Source organism: Comamonas fluminis (genome assembly GCF_019186805.1).
GTDB classification, from domain to species: domain Bacteria; phylum Pseudomonadota; class Gammaproteobacteria; order Burkholderiales; family Burkholderiaceae_C; genus Comamonas; species Comamonas fluminis.
The window spans coordinates 2,512,935-2,534,932 of record NZ_CP066783.1; the positions used below are offsets into that span (position 1 = coordinate 2,512,935).

The following is a 21,998-nucleotide window of genomic DNA, read 5'->3' on the forward strand; positions in this document are numbered from 1 at the left end:
TGCGGTTCACTGCCATCCGCTTTATCTCGCCTTTACCAAGTACAGCTTGTTGCACGCTGAGCCAGCCGCTTACACTGCCGGTCTCGTTCATGCTCGCGGGTCTGTAGCCCATGTCTTCCTCCTCTACGCCGCCTTCCCTGCCCACAGACCACCTGCCCGGCCTCGCACCTGCCGAGCCCGCAGAGCTGCCCCTGCACGCGCTGCTGTCGCCGCTGGGTCTGGACCCCAGCATCGCCACCGAGATACGCCCCATCGTTGCCGAGGACGACGACCCGCTGCACGCCCTGGTCGCCGAGCTGCGTAACTACCAGCATGAGCTGGAGCTGCAAAACGAGGTACTCAACTACAGCCAGGCCGTGGCCGAGAGTGCTTCCGAGCGCTTTGAGACACTGTTTGCCAGCATTCCGCTGCCGCTGCTGGTAGTTGATGAGTACGACCTGGTGGTTCAGGCCAATGCCATGGCCCACAGTGCGTTTCAGCCTACGGAGAAAGACCGGTTGCTGGTCAACTTCGCACCGCTGGTTCATCCGCGTGATGCCGAGCGTGTCGCTCAGGCCTTTGCGCTGGCCCGCAGCAGTGGGCGGGCCGAGGTGCATGAAGTCATCTTTCAGATCACCGACAGCCAGCAGCTCTGCGGCGACCTGCATGTGGCCGGTGTGGCAGTGCCCCTGCAAAACGGGCCCTCCTCCATGCAATACCTGTGCGCGGTGGTGAACCAGGGCCCTTTGCTGGCCGAACGCCAAGCGCTGCAAGAGCGTAACCAGCAGCTTTATGCCAGCGAGCGGCGGCTGGAATCGGTCATCAATTCCGCGCTGGATGCCATCATCTGCCTGGACAGCCGCCAGCGCATCACCGTCTTCAACCCCACGGCAGCGGCCCTGTTTCTGTGCTCGCCGCGCGATGCGCTGGGCAAGCCGCTGGAGCAGTTCCTGCCCGATGCCTCGCGTGCGCTGGCCTTTGCACCGCTGACCACGCAGGCCGTGCTGGGCGAGATGACGGGCCTGACCTCCAACGGGCTGGAAATTCCGGTCGAAGTCAGCATCTCCTTCGAGCATCACAGCAATGGCGACACCACCACCGTCTTTGCCCGCGACCTGACCAGCCGCAAGCGTGCCGAAGCCCAGCGCGGCGCGCTGGAAAACCAGTTGCGTGAGTCCCACAAAATGCAGGCCGTGGGCACCATGGCCGGGGGCATTGCCCACGACTTCAACAATATTGTGGGCGCCATTCTGGGCAATGTGACGCTGGCCAAGGCCGACTGTCTGGACAACCCCGCCGCACAGGAAAGCCTGCGCGAGATCGAAAAAGCCGGGCGCCGCGCCCGCGATCTGGTGCGCCAGATTCTGACCTTCAGCCGCAACGACCAGCCCGAGCGCCGCCCCGTGCAGGTGCGCGAAGTCATGGAAGACACCGCCCGCCTGCTGCGCGTATCGCTGCCGCCCGCCATTGAGCTGCAGGTACATGAGCCCGCCAGCAATCTGCCCGCGCTGATGGCAGATCCCACGCAGGTGGAGCAAGCCCTGTTCAATCTTTGCAACAACGCCATGCAGGCGCTGGGCGAAGAGCGCGGCCAGATCGAACTCAAGGCCTTTCGCCTCACACCAGACAGCTATCACTGCGAACGTCTGGGCCTGCCCGTGACCGAATATCTGGTCTTCATGGTGCAAGACTCCGGCCCCGGCATGGACGCGGCCACGCAGCGCCGCATTTTTGAGCCCTTCTTCACCACCAAACCCGTGGGACAAGGCACAGGCCTTGGCCTTTCCGTGGTACACGGCGTGATGCGCACCCATGGCGGCGCGGTTGATGTACACAGCGAACCCGGGCATGGCAGCTGCTTTATGCTGTATTTCCCGTTTTCCGACGCCCAGCAAGCGCAGCCAGCTATTCAAACCATAGCACCTGCCAGTCCACCGGCAGCCTCGGGAGCGGCCAGCGCCGAGCGTCATATTCTTTATGTCGATGACGACCAGGCGCTGGTCTTTCTGTTCCAGCGCCTGCTGCGCCGCCGGGGCTACCAGGTCAGCGGCTTTACCGACCCCCACGCGGCGCTGGCCGCGCTGCAGGCAGACCCCGGCTGCTACGACCTGCTGGTGACCGACTACAACATGCCCGGTTTCAGCGGCGTCGATCTGCTGGTGCAGGCCCTGCAGGTACGGCCTGAGCTGCCCGTGGCCCTGGCCTCCGGCTACGTCACCGCCGAAATCGAACAGGCCGCGCTGGCGGCAGGGGCCAAGGCCCTGATTCACAAGCCCAATGATGTGCAGGAGTTCTGCACCACCGTGCACGCCCTGCTGAACCCATGACAGATGTAATCTGCCACTACGAAGACGAATACCTGCTGGTTCTGGAAAAACCCTCGGGCCTGCTCTGCGTGCCAGGGCGCGGCCCCGACAAGCAGGACTGCCTGAGCGCCCGCGCCTTGCAGCGCTGGCCAGATGCGCTGGTGGTGCACCGGCTGGACCAGCCCACTTCCGGCCTGGTGCTGATGGCCCGCAATATCGAAGTGCAGCGCCAGCTGAGCCAAGCCTTTGCAGAGCGGCAGATTCACAAGCGCTATATCGCCGTCGTAGCGCCGCAACTGCAACCCCGGCCCGAGCTGGCTGACGCAGACGGCTGGCAACGCATAGACCTGCCCATTGCTGCAGACTGGGAGCGCAGGCCGCTGCGCGTCATCAACCACGAAACCGGCAAAAGCAGCCAGACACTGTGGAAACTGCTGGCGCAGGAGAACACAGCCCAGGGCCTGCCCTGCAGCCGCGTGCTGCTGAGCCCGTTAACCGGCCGAACCCACCAGTTGCGCCTGCACATGGCGGCCATTGGCCACGCCATGTTGGGCGATGCCCTCTATGCCGATGAAGCCCTGGCCGCCAGTGCTCCGCGCCTGCTTTTGCACGCAGCGGCCCTGAGTTTTGTGCACCCCGTCAGCAAAGCACTGCTGCAGTTTGAGATTGCGCCAGACTTTTAACTGGCATCAAATTGAGTGCAGCCGGTTTCAGCCTCAGTTGCTGCACTGCAACAAACATAGCATCAAGCCCAATATTGACCTTGATTGGCACTATGTTTTTAGCTGATTTTGTGCCCCTGACCGGGTTCATGAACTCAAGCCCCCTCCAGCGCAGAGCCACTGTGCGGTGCGTGCTATGGCACGCATAGCAAAAAGAACAAGCTCGCGCCACCCCCTGCATACCCTCTTGCTGGCGGCAACCACTCGTTTAACCTGAACTTCTTTTCGCAGCCAGCCTGGTGCTACTGCGTTTCACGAACTGCTTACCGAAGTTGAAGGAAGTCCACATGAACGTTCCGTTCCGCATGCAAACCGTTGTTGCAGCTCTGGGTCTGGCTGGTGCCGCCCTGTTCTCCACAGCGCATGCCCAAATCAAGATCGCCCTGGTGATCCCCACGACTGGCGCGCTGACCCAGTACGGCGACATGGTCAAGGAAGGTGCGACGACTGCCGTTGAAATGGCCAACGCCGCTGGTGGCATTGGTGGCAAGAAGGTTGAACTGGTGCCCGTGGATGACGCCTGCGAACCCAAGCAGGGTCCTGTAGCCGCCAACCGCGTGGTCAACAGCAAGATCGGCTATGTGGTCGGCCCCGTCTGCTCGGGCGCATCGATTGCTGCAGCCCCCATCTATAACAACGAAGGCGTGGTCGTTGTGACCCCCTCGGCCACATCTCCCGCCCTGACCGACGGCAAGAACTACCACTTCATCTTCCGCACCATCGGCCGTGATGACCAGCAAGGCCCCGCCGCAGCCAAGTTCATCATCAACACCATCAAGCCCAAAAAGGTTGCCGTGCTGCACGACAAACAGTCGTATGGCCAGGGCATTGCCTCTTCCGTGCGTGACGACCTGAAGAAGGCCAATGTGGCCGTGGCGCTGTTCGAAGGCATCAACGCCGGTGACAGCGACTACTCCGCCGTCATCACCAAGCTCAAGAGCGCTGGCGTGGACTTTGTCTACTACGGTGGCTACCACCCCGAAATGGGTCTGCTGCTGCGCCAGGCCGCCGAGCAAGGCCTAAAGGTCAAGATGATGGGCCCAGAAGGCGTGGGCAACCCTGAAGTCAACGCCATTGCCGGCCCCGCCGTCGAAGGCATGCTGGTGACTCTGCCTGCTGACTTTGCCGCCAACCCCAAGAACGCTGCCGTGGTGAAGGCTTTTGCCGACAAGAAGCGCAATGCTTCCGGCGCTTTCCAGCTGACCTCGTTCGCTGCCACGCAGTCTCTGCTGGCTGCCATCAAGGCTGCCGGTGACAACCCCGCCAAGGTGGCTGACTGGATGCACAAGTCCACCGTGGAAACCGTTCTGGGCCCCGTGTCCTGGAACAAGCAAGGTGACCTGAACTCCTTCGACTTCCAGGTCTTCCAGTGGCACAAGGACGGCAGCAAGTCGCTGGCCAAGTAATTCCACCGCTTTCCTCCGGGGCCAATGGCATGGGCCATGACCCCGGATGCTTGCAATATGGCCCTCGGGCCTTTTCCTGTTTCAAGGGTGGCATTGCATGTCAGACATTCTCCCTCAGCTGATACAACAGCTTTTCAACGGGCTCTCACTCGGAGCCATCTACGCCCTGATCGCCATTGGCTACACCATGGTCTACGGCATCATTGGGATGATCAACTTCGCGCACGGTGACATTTACATGATCGGGGCCTATATAGGCCTCGTCACGCTTTCGGCAGTGGGCACACAAAGCGGCTTGCCCATCTGGGCCATCATTGGCCTGATGCTGGTGGTTTCGGTCTTTGTAACAGGCGTCTACGGTCTGGTCGTCGAACAAGTGGCCTACAAGCCTGTGCGCCAGAGCCCGCGTCTGGTGGCACTGATCTCGGCCATCGGTATGTCCATCTTCCTGCAGAACTGGGTCGCGCTGGGCCAGGGCGCACGCGACATGGCCGTGCCTTCGCTGCTGCCGGGCGCCATCAACTTCCACATGGGCAATTTTGAGGTTTTCATCCCCTATACCCGCGTGCTCATCATCGTGGTGACTGTGGTGCTGATGATTGCCCTAACCATGTACATCAAGCATTCCCGCATGGGCCGAGCTTCTCGCGCCTGCGCGCAGGACATGCACATGGCCAATCTGCTGGGCATTGACACCAACAAGGTCATTTCCTTCACCTTCATTCTGGGCGCCATGCTGGCAGCCGTGGGTGGTGTGCTGATTGCGCTGGCCGTGGGCAAGCTCAACCCCTTCATCGGCTTTCTGGCCGGTATCAAGGCCTTTACAGCGGCGGTGCTGGGCGGCATTGGCTCCATTCCCGGCGCCATGCTGGGCGGTGTGATTCTGGGCGTGGCCGAGACCTTTGCCGCAGCCTATATTTCGTCGGAATACAAGGACATCGTGGCCTTTGGCCTGCTGGTGCTCATTTTGCTGTTCCGCCCCACGGGCCTGCTGGGCAAACCTGAAGTGGAGAAAGTCTGATGAAGTACAGCTTTTCCTCTGCTTTTCGCGATGCGCTGATCGCCTCGGTGATGACGGCCATCATCGTCGCACCCGTCTTCAGCCTGCATCTGGAGCGCGCTGGCATGCGCACCAATATCGTGCCCGACTGGCGCTGGACCATCTGGGCCTGCATCGCCGTGTTCGTGGTGCAGATGCTCAAGCCACTGCTGGCAGGCAAGATGCCCAAGGTGAACATGCCCGCCCTGCCGCAGATGAAGTCCGGCACGCGCAATGTCGTCATCTTCGTGGTGCTGATGATGGCTGCGTCCTGGCCCTTCTTCGCCGGCCGCAACGCCGTGGACATTGCGACTCTCGCCATGATCTACGTCATGCTGGGCCTGGGCCTGAATGTGGTGGTCGGCTTTGCCGGTCTGCTGGATCTGGGCTTTGTGGGTTTCTACGCCGTGGGCGCCTATACCTACGCGCTGCTGTTCCACTGGGCAGGCTGGTCGTTCTGGCAGGCTCTGCCCCTGGCCGGTGCGGCTTCTGCCCTCTTCGGCTTTGTGCTGGGCTTTCCCGTGCTGCGCCTGCGTGGTGACTATCTGGCCATCGTGACGCTGGGCTTTGGCGAAATCATTCGTCTGCTGCTGGTGAATCTGACGGACTGGACAGGCGGCCCGGATGGCATCTCCAGCATCCCCAAGCCCACGGTGTTTGGCCTGCCCATGACGCGCTCGCCCATGACCGAAGGCGGTACCACCTTCCACCAGTTCTTCGGGCTGGAGTTCAACTCCATGCACATGGTGATCTTCCTGTACCTGATGGCACTGCTGCTGGCCATGGTGACGCTGTTCATCAGCAACCGCCTGATCCGCATGCCCATTGGCCGCGCCTGGGAAGCCCTGCGCGAAGACGAAATCGCCTGCCGCTCTCTGGGCCTGAACCCCATGAAGATCAAGCTCTCGGCCTTTACGCTGGGCGCCATGTTCGCGGGCTTCGGTGGCGCGTTCTTTGCTGCACGCCAAGGCATTGTGAACCCCGAGTCCTTCACCTTTATCGAGTCGGCCCTGATTCTGGCCATCGTGGTGCTGGGTGGCATGGGCTCGCAATTGGGTGTCATCCTCGCCGCCATCATCCTGACCGTACTGCCCGAAATGGCCCGCGAATTCTCTGAATACCGCATGCTGATCTTCGGTCTGGTCATGATTCTCATGATGGTCTGGCGTCCGCAAGGCCTGCTGCCCATGAAGCGTCACCATGTGGAGGTCCAGTCATGATCTGCCACAACGCTATCATTTCAATAACTACAACCACAGGCAGGACAAGCGCATGAGCGAATATCTGCTAGAAGTCAAAGACCTGTGCATGCGCTTTGGCGGCTTGCTGGCCGTCGATGGCGTGGGCTTCAATGTGCGCCCGCAGGAAGTGTTTGCCATCATCGGCCCCAACGGTGCAGGCAAGACCACCGTGTTCAACTGCATCAGCGGTTTCTACCAGCCATCCGGCGGCTCCGTGGTGCTGGATGGCAAGAGCATTGCCGGCCAGAGCAGCCACCAGGTAGCCAACCACGGCGTGGTGCGAACCTTCCAGAACGTGCGCCTGTTCAAGAACATGACCGCGCTGGAAAATCTGCTGGTCGCCCAGCACCGCACGGGCAAGGCCAGCTTGCTGGGCGGCCTGTTCAACACGCCCGGCTATCGCCGCGCCGAGCAGGAAAAAATCGACAACGCGCTGCAGTGGCTAGATGTGATGGGCCTGCGCCAGTTTGCCAACCGCGAGGCAGGCAACCTGGCCTACGGTCACCAGCGCCGCCTGGAAATTGCGCGCTGCATGATTACCAAACCCCGTGTGCTGATGCTGGACGAGCCTGCTGCGGGCCTGAACCCGCAGGAAAAGAAAGACCTGCAGCAGCTCATCGACCAGTTGCGCAAGCAATACGGCGTGGCTGTGCTGCTGATCGAGCACGATATGAGCCTGGTCATGGGCGTGTCCGAACGCATTCTGGTCATGGAATATGGCAAACCCATTGCCCTGGGCCTGCCCGAAGCGATTCGCAATGATGAACGGGTCATCAAGGCCTATCTGGGAGAAGCCTGATGAGCCAGCCTATGTTGCAACTGGAGCAGGTCTCCACCCACTATGGCGCCATTTGCGCGGTCAACCAGGTCAGCCTGCATGTCAATCAGGGCGAGATCGTCACCCTGATCGGCAGCAACGGCGCGGGCAAGACTTCGCTGCTGATGACCGTGTGCGGCAACCCGCGTGCCAGCAGCGGCCGCATTGTGTTCGAGGGCGAGGACATCACCCAGATGTCCACCCACCACATCATGCGCCGCGGCATTGCCGTCTCGCCTGAAGGCCGCCGCGTCTTCAAGGACCTGACGGTGACGGAAAACCTGCAGATGGGCGGTTTCTTTCTGAACAAGAACGAGATTGCCGATGGCATTGAGCATGTGTTCAAGCTCTTTCCTCGTCTGAAGGAACGTGCGGCGCAGCGCTCGGGCACCATGTCCGGCGGCGAGCAGCAAATGCTGGCCATTGGCCGTGCGCTGATGAGCAAGCCCCGTCTGCTGCTGCTGGATGAACCGACGCTGGGCCTGGCCCCTCTCATCATTGCGCAAATCTTCGAGATCATTCAGACCATTCGCGCTGCGGGTGTGACGGTGTTCCTCGTCGAGCAGAACGCCAACCGCGCCCTGCAGATTGCCGATCGCGGCTATGTGCTGGAAACCGGCAAGGTGGTGCTGGAAGACACGGGCGCCAATCTGCTGAGCAATGATGATGTGCGCAAGGCTTACCTCGGTCATTGATTGGAGTCACTGATCTGAGGCGCTGATCGCATCAGCCACTCACCACACAAGCCCCGGCGGAATACGTTCTGCTGGGGCTTGTTTTTTGCTGTCATGAATCGCCCGTAAGATCACTGGCATGAGCAAACATCTGACGATTCTCACCGGCGGCTCTCGCGGCATGGGCTTGGCCATGGGGCAGCAACTGCTGCAAAAAGGCCATCATCTTCTGAGCATTGCACGCAAGACCAGTTCTGACCTCAAGCCCTTTACCAGCAAGAGCGAGCAGCTATTGCAATGGGAGCAGGATCTGGCCCAGAGCGCCACGGCTGCACAGCGCCTGCGCACCTGGCTGACCACCCTTAAAAGCAGCGACTGGGCCAGCATCACCCTCATCAACAACGCGGGCGTGATTCCTCAGATTGCACCGCTGTCGCAATTGCCCGCTGCCGACATGATCAACGCGCTGCGCGTGGGGCTGGAAGCGCCCATGGCGCTGACTGGCGCGTTTCTGGGCGCCACCGAAGACTGGGAAGTGCCACGCAAGGTGCTCAACATCTCCTCGGGCCTGGGCCGCCGTGCCATGGCTTCACAGGCCAGCTACTGTACGGCCAAGGCGGGCATGGACCAGTTCAGCAGCTGCGTGGCGCTGGAAGAAGCGGCCAAGCCCCATGGCGCAAAAATCGTATCGCTGGCCCCGGGCGTAATCGACACCGATATGCAGGTGCAGTTGCGCAGCGCCAGCAGCGATGACTTTCCCGATGCAAGCCGCTTTGTGCAGCTGCATTCCGCAGGCCAGCTCACTTCCGCCCAGGATGCGGCAGAGCGCGTGCTGGCCTGGCTGGAACGTGCGGACTTTGGCGCGCAAGTGGTTGCCGATGTGCGCAATCCCTGACTGATGAATATCTATTAAAAGCATAGCTGCCTGCGCAGTACAGATCTGCGTGGCAGAATGTTTTCCTTGTTTTGAAGTCAGCACTTGCGCTGTACGGCAAAACCGCAATCCGCGCCGTGGGCCACATCGGCAGCGACACCCGATCGGAGTCCTGCCACCGTGCTAGCTTTTGCAGCAACCCTGCAAAGCAGCGCGCGCGACTGCCAACCCGCCATGCCTGTACCGCATGGCGTGGGTCTCTTCGGTAAAGACAAATACCCATTGATGGCGGAACTACCCTCCCCGATCATCGAAAAGCCCACCTTCCGTGACTTGGCCCCAGGGCCAGGAGCGTTCCTGCATCCGCGTACTTCGCGTTGAGACACTCCGACCTGACAGCCGTTCGCGCCATTCCTCGTGCCCTGCCAAAAGCAGGGTGCTGATGCTGGTGCACACCTTTATCGTCTCTGGAGTTTCTTTTTCATGTTCCGCCAACTGATCACTTGCACCACCATCGTGGCTGCCGCCGGCCTGAGCTTTTCCGCCGCCGCCCAAGACCCCGCCAAGGACTACCCGAACAAGCCTGTGCGCATGATCGTGCCCTTCCCTCCTGGTGGCGGCACCGACATCCTCTCGCGCGTGATCGCCAACAAGCTCACCGAAGTCAGCCACTGGACTGTGGTGCCCGACAACCGCGCTGGCGCAGGCGGCACCATTGGCATTACCGAAGCCGTCAAGGCTGCCCCCACAGGCTATGACATGGTCATGGGCCAGAAGGACAATGTGGTTCTGGGCCCTTATCTGTACAAGAGCCTGCCCTGGAACCCCACCAAGGACCTGACGCCTGTGGCCCACGTGGCCTACACCCCTATCGTGATTGCCACGGCTGCCAACTCGCCCTACAAGACGCTGGCTGATGTGATTGCTGCCGCCAAGAAGAACCCTGCCAAGATCACCTATGGCTCCCCCGGCAACGGCACCAGCATTCACCTGGCCGGTGTGATGCTGGAAAAAGCCTCTGGCATTCAGCTGACCCACGTGCCCTACAAGGGCTCCAACCCCGCAATGATGGATGCGCTGGCTGGCAATGTGGACCTGCTGGTGTCTTCCGTTCCGTCCGCCATCGGCCAGATCAAGTCGGGCAAGCTGCGCGCCATTGCGGTGACCTCGGCCGCGCGCTCTTCCTCGCTGCCTGATACGCCTACGCTGGCGGAATCGGGCCTCAAGGGCTTTAACGTGAGCACCTGGTATGGCATTTTCATGCCCAAGAACACGCCAACGCCCATCGTGAACAAGGTCAATGCCGAAGTGAACAAGCTGCTGGCCATGCCTGAAGTCAAGGAAGCCATCCTGACCCAGGGCGCCGAGCCGCAGGCCATGAGCGTGGAAGCCTTCTCCAAGTTCTTCCAGGCGGATTTCAAGGCGAACAAGGCGATTGTTGAGGCCTCCGGCGCTAGTATCCAGTAACCCCCTGAGCGACTTTGCCGCTTCCCCCAAGGGGGGACGGCAGCCTCGCCGCGAGGCGGCTCTTGCTTGCTGCCTCTTATATGGAGCATGCCTGTTCAAGTATTGCGTCCACCATGCAAAAGACCTCCATGCGGAGGTCTTTTGCGTTTCTGGAGTGCGGTTTATTGCCGCCGGGCCGCCCCAAGGCAATAAGCGGCCCCCTTGGGGGGCAGCGGCCACACGCAGTGGGCAAGCGTGGGGGTTATTTCATTCGCGCACAACCAGCACCGGAATTTTGACGGCGCCGAGCACGCGCTGGGTGACGCTGCCCAGCATCAGCTTTTCCAGACCACGGCGGCCTTGGGAGCCCATGACGATGAGGTCGGCTCCCACGCTGTCCATGGTGTTGACGATGCCTTCGTGCACGGCATGGCCTTCACCCACGAGGGTGTTCAATTTAACGCCTTCGTTTTCCATGATGGCCTTGACGGCGTCCAGAGCGGTATTGGCCTCCGCAGTGGCTGCGCTCAGATACTGGGACTGGCCGTAGGCAAAGTCTGCTCCCACGCCGGTGAAGGGATAGGGATCGACGACATAGACCGCCGTGACGGCGCTGCCAAAGACCTTGGAGAGTTCAGCGGCCTTACGTGCAGCCAGCAGCGAGGGCTTGGAGCCATCGACCGGAACCAGAATGTGATTGAACATGGACATGAGCTTCTCCTTCTTGACGAGATGGCAGCGGTGCCTGTACCGCTCGCCGTTTCAATGAATCAAGTCTGCTCCCATCATGCCCCAGCGTGTTGACCTGCATCAACCCCGAAGCTCAATCAGCAACCCGCTCTTTCACAGGCAGACATGCGCTGCCTCATAGGCATAGCATTTGTCCAGCAGCTTGTCCGACTTGTCGGAGATGGTGATGCGCGAGCCATCGGGGCGTAGCAAAGAGACATGCTTGAACGCAGGCTCGTTGGGCTGGCTGGGGCCATCACGGCGCACCGTCCACTCTTCCTGCACCTGGCCTGAGGGCAGATCCAGCAGCACCTGAATCTGCTGGGTATCGTCGGCCAGACGAATACACTTGGCGCTATCAATGACCGAGACAGCACCTGCGGGTGCGGCCAAACCATAAGGACAATCCTGCACACCGTGAATCGGCACCACCGCACCGCCTACCGTGATCTCCAGCCCGTTGCGAAAGTAGATCGTGGGCTCCTTGAAGGAAGTCTGCACCGAATGGTCTTCAGCAGGGGTGCAGGCGGCAATGGCAGCCAGTGCCGCAAGAGAGGTCAGCAAAAAGGCGGGAATACGTTTCATGCAGAAAGCAGCGGTACACAAGTACGCCGCGCAGGCCAGTTGAGTTTGAATGTGTGGCGATGCCATCTGACAGCCCGAGGCTTGACAACATCAAGGACGCGCATCATGCCGCATAAAAACATGACACTTTGTTAACTACACATCAAACTTTTTTATTCAGGCTGGCTGCTCGTCCGCACCCTGGAAACTTCCGCGCCTGTAAGTCAGCACCAGCGTGTCGCGCACGCCCGCATCGCCCAGCGGCTGAATCGGCGTGGTTTCATGGATCATGCGCGCATCATCGAGCAGCAGCACCGACCAAGGCTCGGTCAGCGTAAAACGCTGGCCGCTGGGGCCGGTGGCTTCAAACACCCGCGTCTCGCCGCCTTTGACATCCTGACGGTGCACCACCACGACCACGACCAGATCCACACCATCGCGGTGCGCACCCTCGGGTGTGGGGCGGCCAATGCCGTCGGACGTGTCGATACGGAACTGATGAGCTTCCACAAACCATTGCTCATGCTGGCCTGCGGGGCAAAACACCTCGTCCGACAACTCGGCCAGAGACTCCAGCATGTGCTGCCAAGCAGGGCTTTGCACCGTGGCGTCCTGCATGGGCGCGAATAAGCGCTGCATGCCGCCGTGCAAGGCGTTGTATTCCACAGGCTGCCAGTGCGCACGGTGCGGCACCTGCGCCAGTTGGTCTGACCTGGCCACAAAGCAGGAATGGCGACGGCGGCGATAGCGTCCGCCATCCTTGAGAAATTCATCGGGCGGCAGACCTTGCCAGTCCGCACTCAACGCCTGCAGGTCTTCGAGATTCACCCCCATCCACTGCGCGAAATCATCGGGCCTGAGCACGGCAAAGCCCTGTGCGCGCAAGGACCGGGCGGCGTCCGCAGCCGCTGTATAGGGAGGAAGAAAGGAGATATGCGCCATAAGACGGGTGAGCTTACTCCTGCGCAGGCAGATGCAGCGCCGCTGCGGCCACGAAATTTGCGCAAGGCTGCATCAACCAAATTGCATGGATACAAAAAAACTGCCTGCATCGCTGGGGAGATGCAGGCAGTTAAACACTGGCGACAGGTCTGGCGCCAGCGGTTCATCACGACAGTGACGAGAGCAATCAGAGATTTCTGGCTCAGACCAGAGGCAGGCCCACGTAGTTTTCGGCCAGCGAGGTAGAGCCCGCTTCGGAATGGACGATGTAGTCCAGCTCGGCTTCCTGCACCTTGGTGTTGAACTCGCCCTCATTGGGGAAGTTGTGCAGCATCGATGTCATCCACCACGAGAAGCGCTCGGCTTTCCAGACGCGGCGCAGGCACTGCTCGGAGTAGCGGTCAATACCGGCTTCGGACTTGTCCTGGTAATACTCGACAAAAGCCTGCGACAGATAGCCCACGTCAGAAGCAGCCAAGTTCAGGCCCTTGGCACCTGTGGGGGGAACGATATGCGCAGCGTCGCCCGCCAGGAACATGCGGCCAAAGCGCATGGGTTCGGTCACAAAGCTGCGCAGCGGCGCTATGCTTTTTTCCAGCGATGGGCCGGTCACCAGATTGGCGCGGGCTTCGGGGTCCAGACGCTTTTTCAGCTCTTCCCAGAAAGCTTCGTCGCTCCAGTCTTCGACCTTGTCGGTCAGCGGCACTTGCAGGTAGTAGCGGCTGCGGGTGGCGCTGCGCTGGCTGCACAGGGCAAAACCGCGCTCGGTGTTGGCGTAAATCAGCTCGTGAGATACGGGTGGCGTATCGGACAGCAGGCCCAGCCAGCCAAAGGGATAGACCTTCTCGAAAGTCTTGATCTTGTCCTGAGGGGCGCTGGCGCGGCAGATGCCATGGAAGCCGTCGCAGCCGGCGATAAAGTCGCATTCGATTTCATGCACCTGGCCGTCTTTTTCGTAGCGCACCTTGGGCTTGTCGCTCTCAAAGTCGATGGGCGTGACATTCGAGGCTTCGTACACTGTGGTCAGGCCCTCTTCGGCGCGCACTTCCATCAGGTCGCGCGTCACTTCAGTCTGGCCATAGACCATCACGCGCTTGCCGCCGGTCAGGTCATGCAGATTGATGCGGTGACGCTTGCCCTTGAACAGCAGCTCGATGCCATCGTGGGGCAGGCCTTCTTCATTCATGCGCTTGTCAGCACCGGCTTTCTTGAGCAGATCCACCGTCACCTGCTCCAGCACGCCTGCGCGGATACGGCCCAGCACATAGTCAGCGCTGCGCTGCTCGATGATGATGTTGTCAATGCCTGCCTTGTACAGCAGTTGACCCAGCAGCAGGCCCGAGGGACCGGCACCGATGATGGCGACTTGAGTGCGCATGATGTATGACTCCTTGTTATGGCTCAAAACTTCGTCAACCGGCTCGCTTGAAGCAGCGGTTGCGACATGCCTGCAAGACTAAGTTTTGTGCTGCATCAAAGCACAGGCCCCATGCGCTTGTTTGCGCGATAATCGCACAAGCAGATCGATAATCGCACAAAACCATCATCCCGCCCGCCATGACAGACCGCCCCCCCGCCTCCATCGCCCCTGCAGACTTTATTGCCGGCCTGGCCAAAGGGCTGGCAGTGCTGGAGAGCTTTGATACCGAACGCCAACGCCTGAACGCCACCATGGCTGCAGAGCGCGCGGGCATTACAAGAGCCGCAGCAAGACGGCATTTGCTGACGCTCACCTATCTGGGCTATCTGGAAACCGATGGCAGCTATTACTGGCTGGCGCCCAAGGTGCTGCGACTATCAGGCAGCTATCTGGCGTCGGCGCGGCTGCCGCGCATCGTGCAGCCCATACTGCACCGGCTGGCGGCGCAAACCGGGCTTTCTTACTCCTGCGTGGTGCGCGAAGGGGCGGAAGTCGTCATCGTGGCGCGCAGCGCTGTGCATGAAAAAGGTGAGCGGCTGATGGCCCACGGCCTGCACCTGGGTACACGCCTGCCCGCACACGCCACGTCCACAGGTCGCGTTCTGCTGGCATCCCTGTCGCCCGCAGAACTGGATGACTGGCTGCAGCGCTATGACCTGCCCAAGCTGACTGCCCATACCGTTACCGATATTCCGGCCCTCAAACGCGTGCTCGACGAAGTGCGCCGCCTGGACTACTGCCTGGCCCAGGAAGAGCATGAGCTGGCCATTCAAGCCGTGGCCGTGCCGCTGCGCGATATGCAGGGCCGCACGGTGGCTGCGTTGAATATGGTGACTTCGGCCAAGCGCATGAGCGGCCAGGTCATGCAGCAGGAAATACTGCCGCTGCTACAGGAAGGTGCGCGAACCTTGCGCCCACTGGTTTGACGATATCGTTTGACGCTATATTTTTAAAAGCTGCTACCGCTTATTGCGCAATCATTTCAGGCAGTTAATGATGTGAAATCAATCAATATCAAGCGCTTGCAGCCATCATATTCATAGCAAACACTATGAATGAAAGCTGCATGGCATTGCGCTGTCACACGCTTGAACTTCATCACTTAGATATGCCCGCTCTCCACAGAGCACACCTGCAGGCTCAGGCGGCGCAGCAGCTCGGCCGTGCGGCGAATCAGCGGCGTCGATTTCTTCTTGGCAGACTGCACCAGACACAGCGTGCTCACAATATGCGGTGACTTGATCGGCACCTCAACCAGTTTCGCGTCCGTTGCGTGGCTGTGCATGGCACTGTCCGTCAGCGCCGCAAAGCCATAGCCACCGCGCACCAGATCCAGAATGGCAGGCACACTGGAAACTTCCCACACCACATTGAGCTTGACCTGCGACAGCGTCGCCTGCGCCTCCATCAGCTTGCGAAAAATCTGCCCGCGCTGCGGCATGATGAGCGGAAATTCGTTCAGATGCTCAAAAGGAATGCTGGTGCGCCCGGCCAGGGCGCTGGCGGGCCCAATCAGGTTCAGCCGCTCTTCCAGAACAGGCGCCACTTCGATGTGCGGGTGTGGCTCGGGCGTATAGACCAGCCCCAGATCCATGCGCCCCGAAGTCAGCCATTCCGAAATATTGACGGAAAAGCCCTCCACCACCGCCAGTCGCGCCTTGGGCATTTCGCGGCTGAAGCCATCGATCAGCGGCAAGGTCAGGCGCCGTGCAAGGCTTGGCGGCAGGCCCACGGTAATACGGCCCACGGGTTCATCGCGCTGGCTGCTCAGATCTTCCTTGGCCATGGCCACGCGCTGCATGATGGCGTGACCGTGTTCCAGCAGACGGCGCCCCGCATCGGTCAGCGTCACGCCGCGCCCTGTGCGAATCAGCAGCGTCTCCCGCAGCTCGGTTTCCAGTGCGCGCACCTGGCGACTTAGCGCGGGTTGAGCAATGTCCAGTAACACGGCGGCTTTGCTGAAGCTGCCTGCTTCGGCCACCTGAACAAAGGTTTCTATCTGCTGCAAATTCACGGCTCACTCCCATCACTCAAGCCATGCTATTTTGCTATAACTGCTAGCAGCTGGTAGAACTATGAACACAGATCTTGAATGCCACAATGGAAAAACTGGGCATAAAGAATCAAGATAACAAGCCGACGATATCAATAGTGCGTGATAACACACGCCGCTCATCATCGACAGTCCTATCCAGGGAGACAAAATGAACCAAAAGTTCAACATGAGCCGCCGCCAGGCCGCATTTGCGCTGGGCGCCATCGCTGCATCTGTAGCAGCCCCTTCTTTCGCCCAAGGCGAAAAGTGGCCCACCAAGTCATCGCGCATCATCAACCCCTTCCCCGTCGGTGGCGGCCCTGATGGCGTTTCGCGCCTCGTGGCCGACAAGCTGGGCCGCGCCTGGGGCCAGCCTGTGGTGGTGGAAAACCGACCCGGTGGCAACGGCTTCATCGCCATCGAAGCCTTCAAGCGTGGCACGACTGACGGCACGGACATGATCCAGCTGGACAACGTCCACATCGCAGCCTACCCCCACCTGTTCAAAAAGCTGCCCTACGACCTGAACAAGGATTTCGACATCCTGATGCCCTTGTTCCGCAACTACTTCTTTGTCTGCGTGCCGGTCAACAGCCCCTACAAGACCATCGCCGACCTGATTGCCGATGCCAAGGCGCACCCCGGCAAGCTGAACTACGGCTCCTGGTCCGTGGGCAACCCCGTGCACCTGGGCTCGGCCCTGCTGGAAAACCAGACCGGCACCAAGATGGAACACGTCATCTACAAGGAAACCAGCCAGCTGTATCAGGGCGTTGCCAATGGCGAACTGACCTTTGCGCTGGGTTCCCTGGGCACGGCTGGCCCGCTGGTGCGTGGCGGCAAACTGCGCTTCCTGGCCGTGGCAGCGCCTGCCCGAATTGCCGGTTTCGAGAACGTGCCCACGGTGTCCGAATCGGGTGGCCCCAAGGATTTCACGGCCATCGGCTGGAACGCCCTGGCCGTGCGCCCTGGCACACCAGCGGCCGTGGTCGAGAAGATTCGCAACGATGTGCGCCAGGCCCTGACGGGCCAGGATGTCAAGGACAAGTTCGCCGCCTTCGGCTACGAATCCTTCAACCCCACACCTGCCGAGTTCAAGGCCTTCATGGCCTCTGAAAGCAAGCGCTTTGGTGAAGTGATCAAGAAGGCAGGCCTGGCACTGGATTGATCTCCAAGCTTATGCCTGCGCTTTGAAAAGCCGCCTCTTTCAGGCGGCTTTTTTCATGCCTGATCAAAGGCGCGACAGACATCAGCGAAACAAAAAGCCCGGTGCATGCACCGGGCTTTTCTAATGTCGCCCTATCCCTCTATCGCTCTGCACCTTAATGCGTCAACCAGCGCGGGTCTTCAACGATGCCCCTGTCTGCGCTTGCGTGTCTGTCTTCCGGTCATGCATGTCTTTGGCCACCAAGGCAGCAGCAACTACCAATGAGGGAATCATCAGGAAGTTGAACACATGCTCAAAGTTCCAGCCCCAGCTGATCATTTGAGCGCCAGCAAATGCGCTCAGAATGCCACCCCAGCGCCCCATGCCATGCATCCAGCTCAAGCCAGTGGCTCGCGACTCCAGCGGGTAGTACTGTGCAGCCAGCGCACTGGTACCCACGCTGGTTCCAGTGATGCAGATACCAGCAAGAAAGGCAAACACAGCCAGCAGTGCAAACTGATGCGAGGACTGCCCCAGCAGATAGACCACGGCAGCCCCCACCACATAGATAAGAGCCATGGCCTTGTGCCCATTGACGCGATCAAGGAAGTAGCCAATGGTCAATGCGCCAGTCGTGCCGCCGATCTGGTAGAGCGAAGTCACAATGGCAGCCTCACTGACCGTGTAACCAATATCTTTGACCAGCGTAGGCAACCAGCTACCCAGCAGATAGACCAGAAACAGGCCCACAAAATACGTCACCCAAAGCATCAGAGTGCCAAACAGGTAGCGCCCTGAGAGAATCATCTTGATCGGGTTGCTTTGCTGGGCTGAACCAGACTTTTCAGCAGACTCAGACTGCTCCCAGAGAAATTGAGTCTTGGCATTGGCAACACCCGGAGCCACCCGATTGACCACCCTGGCGATTCGCTCCCGGGGTGCCCCTTTGACAATCATATGGCCGACGGATTCCGGCATCCACAACCACAGCACCGGCACCAGTATCAGCGGCAAAACTCCGCCCACCAGCACCACGCTTTGCCAGCCAAAGGCCGGAATCATCCAAGCAGCCAGAAAGCCACCGCCTGCCGCGCCAAAGCTAAAGCCAGTGAATGCCAGCGTGACCACCAGAGCGCGTCGTCTCTTGGGGGCAAACTCTGCAACCAGCGTTCCGGTATTGGGCATGGCTGCGCCGAGACCGATTCCGGCAAAGAACCGGTAAATCACCAGCTCGGTGACTGACGTCGAAAAAGCCGTCGCAATGGTCCAAACCGCAACAAAAGCCACACTGATCAGGAGCACGCCTCGGCGCCCGAAGCGGTCCGCCATCGGGCCTGCCACGACTGCGCCTACCGCCAGCCCGATCAAGGCTGCACTGATGACCGGCCCCAGCATCTGCGCCGTAATGCCCCAGCTGCTGCGCAACTGCGGCGCGATAAAGCTGATGACGGACACATCAAAGCCATCCATGGCAATGATCAAAAAGCCCAGAAACACCACCAATTTCTGATAGCTCCCCATGGGACGCTCGTCAATCATCCTGCCCACGTCCAGGGCATTGTCTCGTTTCATTTTTCAACCTCTTATGGATCGGTAATCAACATGCCCAAGCCGTGCAAGACTTGGGCATGCGTTTTTCTCCGCGTCAGGCCTGTGCAGTACGCAGGCTGGGCAGATCAATGCGTTTGATCAGGCGGTCTTCCTGCGCCACGATCAAACCTTCAGAGGCCTTCAGGTAAGCCGCGAAGTCGGGGTGCGTATCACGTGCGTTGCAGCGCCGCTCGTAATCCGCCATGTCCTCATAGGCCCACAAATGCACAACCTGATTCAGCGGGCCGACATGGCTCATGTAGAAGCCGACCGGAGTACCCAGGGTCTGCAGCAGCACAGGCATGGCCAGGCGGTCAAAGACCTCCAGAAACTGCCCCATCTTGCGCGGCTGAATGGTGTAGATGCGGTGATCGATCAAAGGGCCGCTCATGCCGCCTCCTTCTGGGCTTGCTTATTTTGTTGCTTGCTACCTGTCTTTTGCGAGGCCTGGTCTGCGATGTAATTGCCCGTGACATAACCAAAGGTCATGATTGGGCCCAGAGTGATGCCCGCGCCGGGGTAATTGCCCCCCATGATGCTGGCCCGGTCATTGCCCACGGCAAACAGGCCTGGAATCGGGTGGTTACCATCGGCCACCACCTGCCCTTGCACGGTGGTGCGCAGGCCGTCGAAAGTCCCCAGATCCCCCATCACCACCTTCAATGCATAGAAGGGCCCCTTGGCAACCGGTGCCACACAGGGATTGGGCTTGTGTTCGGGGTCTGCCAGATAGCGATTGAACGAGGTCGTACCGCGGCCAAACTGGCGATCTTCGCCTTGGGCAGCGCCTTCGTTGAACTCACGCACCGTGGCTTCCAGTCCCTTGGCATCGATACCGGCTTTCTGCGCCAGCTCGCCCAGCGTTGCCCCCTTGACCAGATAGCCGTTCTTGATCAGATCACCCTTGGGCAGTGGTGCAGGCTTGGCATAGCCCAGGCCGTATTTGTCGATGGTGGGCTGATCGCAGATCAGCCACATGGCCGTCTCCTTATCGCCCTCGCAAGCCTTGACCATGGCTGCGCCCACATCGTGATAGGACTCCGACTCGTTGCAAAAACGCTTGCCATGGCGAGTCACACCAATCATGCCGGGCTTGTACCGATCAAGCAGATGCGGAAAGACACCGTGCGAGCCATCCTTGCGCGGCACCAGAGACACAGGCATCCACGCTGCTGCCGATGGGTACCGAATATCCAGCTTGCCACCAACAGCCTCGGCCATGCGGCTACCATCGCCAGTGTTTTCCTTGGGCGCTGGCGAGAAGTGCTTGCCGCCATTGCGCACATGGGTGAAGGCCTGCTTCACACGCTCCTGATCCTGCGGGAAACCACCGCAAGCCAGCACCACGCCTTGCTTGGCTGTCAGGCGCAGTTCGCCATCAGCGCCCAGAGCCACCACACCGCTGATACGTCCGTTATCTTGCAGCAAGCGCGTCACCCGAGTACTGGTGAGAATCGGAATGTCCAGATCCAGCGCTGACTTGGCCAGACGTGCCGCAAGCGCATTGCCGCTAGTCACGTTAATGCCTCGGCGGTATAGCGCCAGCTCCTTGATATGCAGAGCCAAGCGCTTGGCTACATACATGGCCGACTTCAGAGACTTGGTCGCCTGGAAAAAATGCTTGAGGTCGGCATTGGAGGAGTTAAACATCATGCCGATAAAGGTGATGGTTTCCAGTGGCGGACGCAGACGCGCCATATCCTTGCCCAGGCCACGGATGTCAAAAGGTGCAGCCAAAATCGAGCGTCCGATATCCACACCACCCGGCACTGTGGGGTGATAGTCCGGATACAGCGTAGGCAGAAACTTGACCGAGGTTTCACGCTCAAAAAATTCCACCATCCTGGGTCCATTGCTCAGGAATTCCTGAACAGCAGCATCGTTATAGAAACTGCCAGCCTCATTGCGCAGATAGCGCTCGGCCTCTTCAGCGCTGTGCTTGATACCCGAGCGCGCAGACACAGGGTTGCCCGGAATCCACAGCACGCCTCCCGAAAATGCAGTTGTGCCACCAAAGACATCGGCCTTTTCCAGGACGATGACCTTGAGGCCACGTTTGCGCGCCACTACGGCCGTTGAAAGTCCACCTGCGCCTGAACCCACGACGATCAGGTCGTACTCCTGCTGCTCGACTGGCTTGTTTTGATTGTTCATCTTGTTTCCTTGTATTTCTCAGAGTTCTTCGCTTGCCTGATGAGCGGCAATCCAGATCCCGCAATAGCTCAGCTCACGCCTGCTGGAGAAAAGCCCGGCCGGGGGACCATGTCCATCAACTTGGCCGACATGCCTCCATCCACAACGAGTTCGGCAGCGTTGACATAGCCCGCCCTTGGGCTGGCCAGAAAAGCCGCCACCTGCGCAATGTCTTCTGGCTCTCCGACTCGACCGCTGGCCGTCATGTGCGCGCGAGCCAGCTCGATCCCTGGGTGCGAATAAATGCCGGCACTCAACGGCGTGCGGATCATTCCGGGGCTGATGACATTGCTGCGAACGCCATCGGCTCCCCATTCGATTGCGATCTGGCGAGAGAGCAAACAGACCCCCGCCTTCGCTGCGCTGTATGCCCCGCTATAGGCCTGCGGAAAATGTGCGGCAATAGATGCAACGTGAACCACGCCAGCCCCTCCAGCCGTTGCATGAGAGCGAAGCTGTTCACCAAAGGCCTTGGAACAAAGCCAATACGCGCTGAGGTTGACTGACAGCACCTCGTTCCAGTCGTCCAGGCTCATGCTGTCGAGCGCGCCTGCACGCAGTATTCCCGCGCAGTTAATCAAGACCTGCGCCGCCCCTTGCTCCTGTTGAACCTTCTCTGCAGCAGCAACCAGTTGAGCTTCACTGGTGGTATCGCATGCGACAGCGCTTGCCTTGATACCGCGCGCGCTAAAGCCCTCCACAGCCCGGTTGAGCAGCTCTGCATTCCTGTCAAGCAGCACCAGGCGCGCACCATGTCGGGCCAGCTCCTCAGCGATTGCCAGGCCAATACCACTGGCGGCCCCCGTGACCACGCACACCTTGTGCTGCAGCTGCAGCCATTGAGCGCAAGCAATTTCGGTTGTCATTGCGACCC

General features: G+C 60.1%; 20 protein-coding genes. 11 read left to right on the top strand and 9 right to left on the bottom strand.

The window, feature by feature from the left end; translation table 11 throughout:
• Window positions 1-110 precede the first annotated feature (110 nt).
• The 9 genes from JDW18_RS11860 to JDW18_RS11900 all read left to right on the top strand — a co-directional run bounded on the left by JDW18_RS11860 (window position 111) and on the right by JDW18_RS11900 (window position 10,525).
• Complete coding sequence (locus JDW18_RS11860; RefSeq protein WP_218239667.1) at window positions 111-2,306, top strand: PAS domain-containing hybrid sensor histidine kinase/response regulator; 2,196 nt, start codon at window positions 111-113, stop codon at window positions 2,304-2,306.
• Window positions 2,303-2,968, top strand: coding sequence for an RluA family pseudouridine synthase (locus JDW18_RS11865; protein WP_218239668.1), 666 nt, complete (start codon window positions 2,303-2,305; stop codon window positions 2,966-2,968). The genes JDW18_RS11860 and JDW18_RS11865 overlap by 4 nt, the downstream gene beginning before the upstream one ends.
• A 326-nt stretch (window positions 2,969-3,294) precedes the next feature.
• On the top strand, window positions 3,295-4,413 hold the full coding sequence (locus tag JDW18_RS11870; RefSeq protein WP_218239669.1) for a branched-chain amino acid ABC transporter substrate-binding protein: 1,119 nt from the start codon (window positions 3,295-3,297) through the stop codon (window positions 4,411-4,413).
• 97 nt (window positions 4,414-4,510) lie between these two features.
• Window positions 4,511-5,434, top strand: coding sequence for a high-affinity branched-chain amino acid ABC transporter permease LivH (gene livH, locus JDW18_RS11875; protein ID WP_218239670.1), 924 nt, complete (start codon window positions 4,511-4,513; stop codon window positions 5,432-5,434).
• Window positions 5,434-6,672, top strand: a complete 1,239-nt coding sequence (locus JDW18_RS11880; protein ID WP_218239671.1) for a high-affinity branched-chain amino acid ABC transporter permease LivM — start codon at window positions 5,434-5,436, stop codon at window positions 6,670-6,672. Before livH ends, JDW18_RS11880 begins: the two co-directional genes overlap by 1 nt.
• 52 nt (window positions 6,673-6,724) lie before the next feature.
• Window positions 6,725-7,492 (top strand): high-affinity branched-chain amino acid ABC transporter ATP-binding protein LivG, encoded by a 768-nt coding sequence (gene livG / locus JDW18_RS11885; RefSeq protein WP_218239672.1) that lies wholly within the window; start codon window positions 6,725-6,727, stop codon window positions 7,490-7,492.
• Window positions 7,492-8,205, top strand: a complete 714-nt coding sequence (locus JDW18_RS11890; RefSeq protein ID WP_218239673.1) for an ABC transporter ATP-binding protein — start codon at window positions 7,492-7,494, stop codon at window positions 8,203-8,205. The genes livG and JDW18_RS11890 overlap by 1 nt, the downstream gene beginning before the upstream one ends.
• Before the next feature lie 118 nt (window positions 8,206-8,323).
• Window positions 8,324-9,079: an SDR family NAD(P)-dependent oxidoreductase gene (locus JDW18_RS11895; protein WP_218239674.1), complete on the top strand. Its 756-nt coding sequence runs from the start codon at window positions 8,324-8,326 to the stop codon at window positions 9,077-9,079.
• A 462-nt stretch (window positions 9,080-9,541) separates the two neighbouring features.
• Window positions 9,542-10,525: a Bug family tripartite tricarboxylate transporter substrate binding protein gene (locus JDW18_RS11900; protein ID WP_218239675.1), complete on the top strand. Its 984-nt coding sequence runs from the start codon at window positions 9,542-9,544 to the stop codon at window positions 10,523-10,525.
• A gap of 246 nt (window positions 10,526-10,771) precedes the next feature.
• Here JDW18_RS11900 and JDW18_RS11905 read toward each other — a convergent pair whose 3' ends face one another.
• The 4 genes from JDW18_RS11905 to pobA all read right to left on the bottom strand — a co-directional run bounded on the left by JDW18_RS11905 (window position 10,772) and on the right by pobA (window position 14,117).
• Window positions 10,772-11,209 (bottom strand): universal stress protein, encoded by a 438-nt coding sequence (locus tag JDW18_RS11905; protein WP_218243874.1) that lies wholly within the window; start codon window positions 11,207-11,209, stop codon window positions 10,772-10,774.
• A gap of 138 nt (window positions 11,210-11,347) precedes the next feature.
• Entirely contained in the window at window positions 11,348-11,818 is a 471-nt protein-coding gene (locus JDW18_RS11910) for a hypothetical protein (RefSeq protein ID WP_218239676.1), read from the bottom strand.
• Between the two features lie 156 nt (window positions 11,819-11,974).
• Window positions 11,975-12,739, bottom strand: coding sequence for a 2OG-Fe dioxygenase family protein (locus JDW18_RS11915; protein WP_218239677.1), 765 nt, complete (start codon window positions 12,737-12,739; stop codon window positions 11,975-11,977).
• A gap of 202 nt (window positions 12,740-12,941) precedes the next feature.
• On the bottom strand, window positions 12,942-14,117 hold the full coding sequence (pobA, locus tag JDW18_RS11920) for a 4-hydroxybenzoate 3-monooxygenase (RefSeq protein ID WP_218239678.1): 1,176 nt from the start codon (window positions 14,115-14,117) through the stop codon (window positions 12,942-12,944).
• A gap of 179 nt (window positions 14,118-14,296) precedes the next feature.
• Here pobA and JDW18_RS11925 point away from each other — a divergent pair, with 179 nt between their 5' ends.
• Window positions 14,297-15,085 carry an IclR family transcriptional regulator domain-containing protein gene (locus JDW18_RS11925; RefSeq protein WP_218239679.1) on the top strand — a complete coding sequence of 263 codons (789 nt, stop codon included), beginning with the start codon at window positions 14,297-14,299 and terminating at the stop codon, window positions 15,083-15,085.
• Between the two features lie 176 nt (window positions 15,086-15,261).
• On the opposite strand, the gene JDW18_RS11930 is transcribed toward JDW18_RS11925, so the two are convergent.
• On the bottom strand, window positions 15,262-16,173 hold the full coding sequence (locus tag JDW18_RS11930; RefSeq protein WP_218239680.1) for a LysR family transcriptional regulator: 912 nt from the start codon (window positions 16,171-16,173) through the stop codon (window positions 15,262-15,264).
• Window positions 16,174-16,363: 190 nt separating this feature from the next.
• On the opposite strand from JDW18_RS11930, the gene JDW18_RS11935 reads away from it, so the two are divergent.
• Window positions 16,364-17,362, top strand: coding sequence for a Bug family tripartite tricarboxylate transporter substrate binding protein (locus JDW18_RS11935; protein ID WP_218239681.1), 999 nt, complete (start codon window positions 16,364-16,366; stop codon window positions 17,360-17,362).
• A 162-nt stretch (window positions 17,363-17,524) separates the two neighbouring features.
• Here the strand turns inward: JDW18_RS11935 and JDW18_RS11940 are convergent, their stop codons facing one another.
• From JDW18_RS11940 to JDW18_RS11955, 4 genes are all read right to left on the bottom strand, one after another.
• The gene (locus tag JDW18_RS11940) at window positions 17,525-18,913 is read right to left on the bottom strand and encodes an MFS transporter (protein ID WP_218239682.1); all 1,389 of its coding nucleotides are present in this window, start codon (window positions 18,911-18,913) and stop codon (window positions 17,525-17,527) included.
• A gap of 73 nt (window positions 18,914-18,986) precedes the next feature.
• Window positions 18,987-19,322 (bottom strand): NIPSNAP family protein, encoded by a 336-nt coding sequence (locus JDW18_RS11945; protein WP_218239683.1) that lies wholly within the window; start codon window positions 19,320-19,322, stop codon window positions 18,987-18,989.
• Window positions 19,319-21,085, bottom strand: a complete 1,767-nt coding sequence (locus tag JDW18_RS11950; protein ID WP_218239684.1) for an FAD-dependent oxidoreductase — start codon at window positions 21,083-21,085, stop codon at window positions 19,319-19,321. The genes JDW18_RS11945 and JDW18_RS11950 overlap by 4 nt, the downstream gene beginning before the upstream one ends.
• Before the next feature lie 68 nt (window positions 21,086-21,153).
• Window positions 21,154-21,990, bottom strand: coding sequence for an SDR family NAD(P)-dependent oxidoreductase (locus JDW18_RS11955; protein ID WP_218243875.1), 837 nt, complete (start codon window positions 21,988-21,990; stop codon window positions 21,154-21,156).
• Between the last annotated feature and the right edge of the window lie 8 nt (window positions 21,991-21,998).

Excerpts from the sequence above, each read along its gene's own strand:
- JDW18_RS11860 (WP_218239667.1), top strand. The coding sequence starts at position 111 with ATGTCTTCCTCCTCTACGCCGCCTTCCCTGCCCACAGACCACCTGCCC.
- JDW18_RS11865 (WP_218239668.1), top strand. The coding sequence starts at position 2,303 with ATGACAGATGTAATCTGCCACTACGAAGACGAATACCTGCTGGTTCTG.
- JDW18_RS11870 (WP_218239669.1), top strand. The coding sequence starts at position 3,295 with ATGAACGTTCCGTTCCGCATGCAAACCGTTGTTGCAGCTCTGGGTCTG.
- livH (WP_218239670.1), top strand. The coding sequence starts at position 4,511 with ATGTCAGACATTCTCCCTCAGCTGATACAACAGCTTTTCAACGGGCTC.
- JDW18_RS11880 (WP_218239671.1), top strand. The coding sequence starts at position 5,434 with ATGAAGTACAGCTTTTCCTCTGCTTTTCGCGATGCGCTGATCGCCTCG.
- livG (WP_218239672.1), top strand. The coding sequence starts at position 6,725 with ATGAGCGAATATCTGCTAGAAGTCAAAGACCTGTGCATGCGCTTTGGC.
- JDW18_RS11890 (WP_218239673.1), top strand. The coding sequence starts at position 7,492 with ATGAGCCAGCCTATGTTGCAACTGGAGCAGGTCTCCACCCACTATGGC.
- JDW18_RS11895 (WP_218239674.1), top strand. The coding sequence starts at position 8,324 with ATGAGCAAACATCTGACGATTCTCACCGGCGGCTCTCGCGGCATGGGC.
- JDW18_RS11900 (WP_218239675.1), top strand. The coding sequence starts at position 9,542 with ATGTTCCGCCAACTGATCACTTGCACCACCATCGTGGCTGCCGCCGGC.
- JDW18_RS11905 (WP_218243874.1), bottom strand. The coding sequence starts at position 11,209 with ATGTTCAATCACATTCTGGTTCCGGTCGATGGCTCCAAGCCCTCGCTG.
- JDW18_RS11910 (WP_218239676.1), bottom strand. The coding sequence starts at position 11,818 with ATGAAACGTATTCCCGCCTTTTTGCTGACCTCTCTTGCGGCACTGGCT.
- JDW18_RS11915 (WP_218239677.1), bottom strand. The coding sequence starts at position 12,739 with ATGGCGCATATCTCCTTTCTTCCTCCCTATACAGCGGCTGCGGACGCC.
- pobA (WP_218239678.1), bottom strand. The coding sequence starts at position 14,117 with ATGCGCACTCAAGTCGCCATCATCGGTGCCGGTCCCTCGGGCCTGCTG.
- JDW18_RS11925 (WP_218239679.1), top strand. The coding sequence starts at position 14,297 with ATGACAGACCGCCCCCCCGCCTCCATCGCCCCTGCAGACTTTATTGCC.
- JDW18_RS11935 (WP_218239681.1), top strand. The coding sequence starts at position 16,364 with ATGAACCAAAAGTTCAACATGAGCCGCCGCCAGGCCGCATTTGCGCTG.
- JDW18_RS11940 (WP_218239682.1), bottom strand. The coding sequence starts at position 18,913 with ATGAAACGAGACAATGCCCTGGACGTGGGCAGGATGATTGACGAGCGT.
- JDW18_RS11945 (WP_218239683.1), bottom strand. The coding sequence starts at position 19,322 with ATGAGCGGCCCTTTGATCGATCACCGCATCTACACCATTCAGCCGCGC.
- JDW18_RS11950 (WP_218239684.1), bottom strand. The coding sequence starts at position 21,085 with ATGAACAATCAAAACAAGCCAGTCGAGCAGCAGGAGTACGACCTGATC.
- JDW18_RS11955 (WP_218243875.1), bottom strand. The coding sequence starts at position 21,990 with ATGACAACCGAAATTGCTTGCGCTCAATGGCTGCAGCTGCAGCACAAG.